The 275-nt window shown below is 40.0% G+C and carries 1 protein-coding gene; it reads left to right on the top strand.

Annotated features, from left to right (window positions below; genetic code table 11):
* Positions 1 to 275 (top strand): IS66 family transposase (locus DWX57_RS14270; RefSeq protein WP_207666532.1); only part of this gene is annotated, 275 nt, incomplete at both ends.

Genomic DNA, 275 nt, shown 5'->3' with positions numbered 1-275 from the left:
TTCTGCGGAAGAAGATCTGACAGGATCAAGGGCCTTGTATGGGAAGGTGATGGATTTCTCCTCCTGTACAAGAAACTTGCAAGATTTCTGGATGACGGAGAGATTCCGATAGATAATAATGTCGCAGAACAAAGTATCAGAAGTTTCTGTATCGGCAAAAAGAACTGGGTAATGTGTGACACAATAAATGGAGCCAAATCCAGTGCCATAATATACAGCCTTGTAGAAACAGCAAAAGCAAACAAGCTCAGACTGTATGAATACTTTAATTATCT

This window comes from Coprococcus sp. AF19-8AC (genome assembly GCF_003603115.1).
GTDB classification, from domain to species: Bacteria; Bacillota; Clostridia; order Lachnospirales; family Lachnospiraceae; genus Coprococcus; species Coprococcus aceti.
The sequence above is the reverse complement of the archived record's forward strand: the minus strand, read 5'-3'. Positions and strand labels throughout refer to the sequence as shown.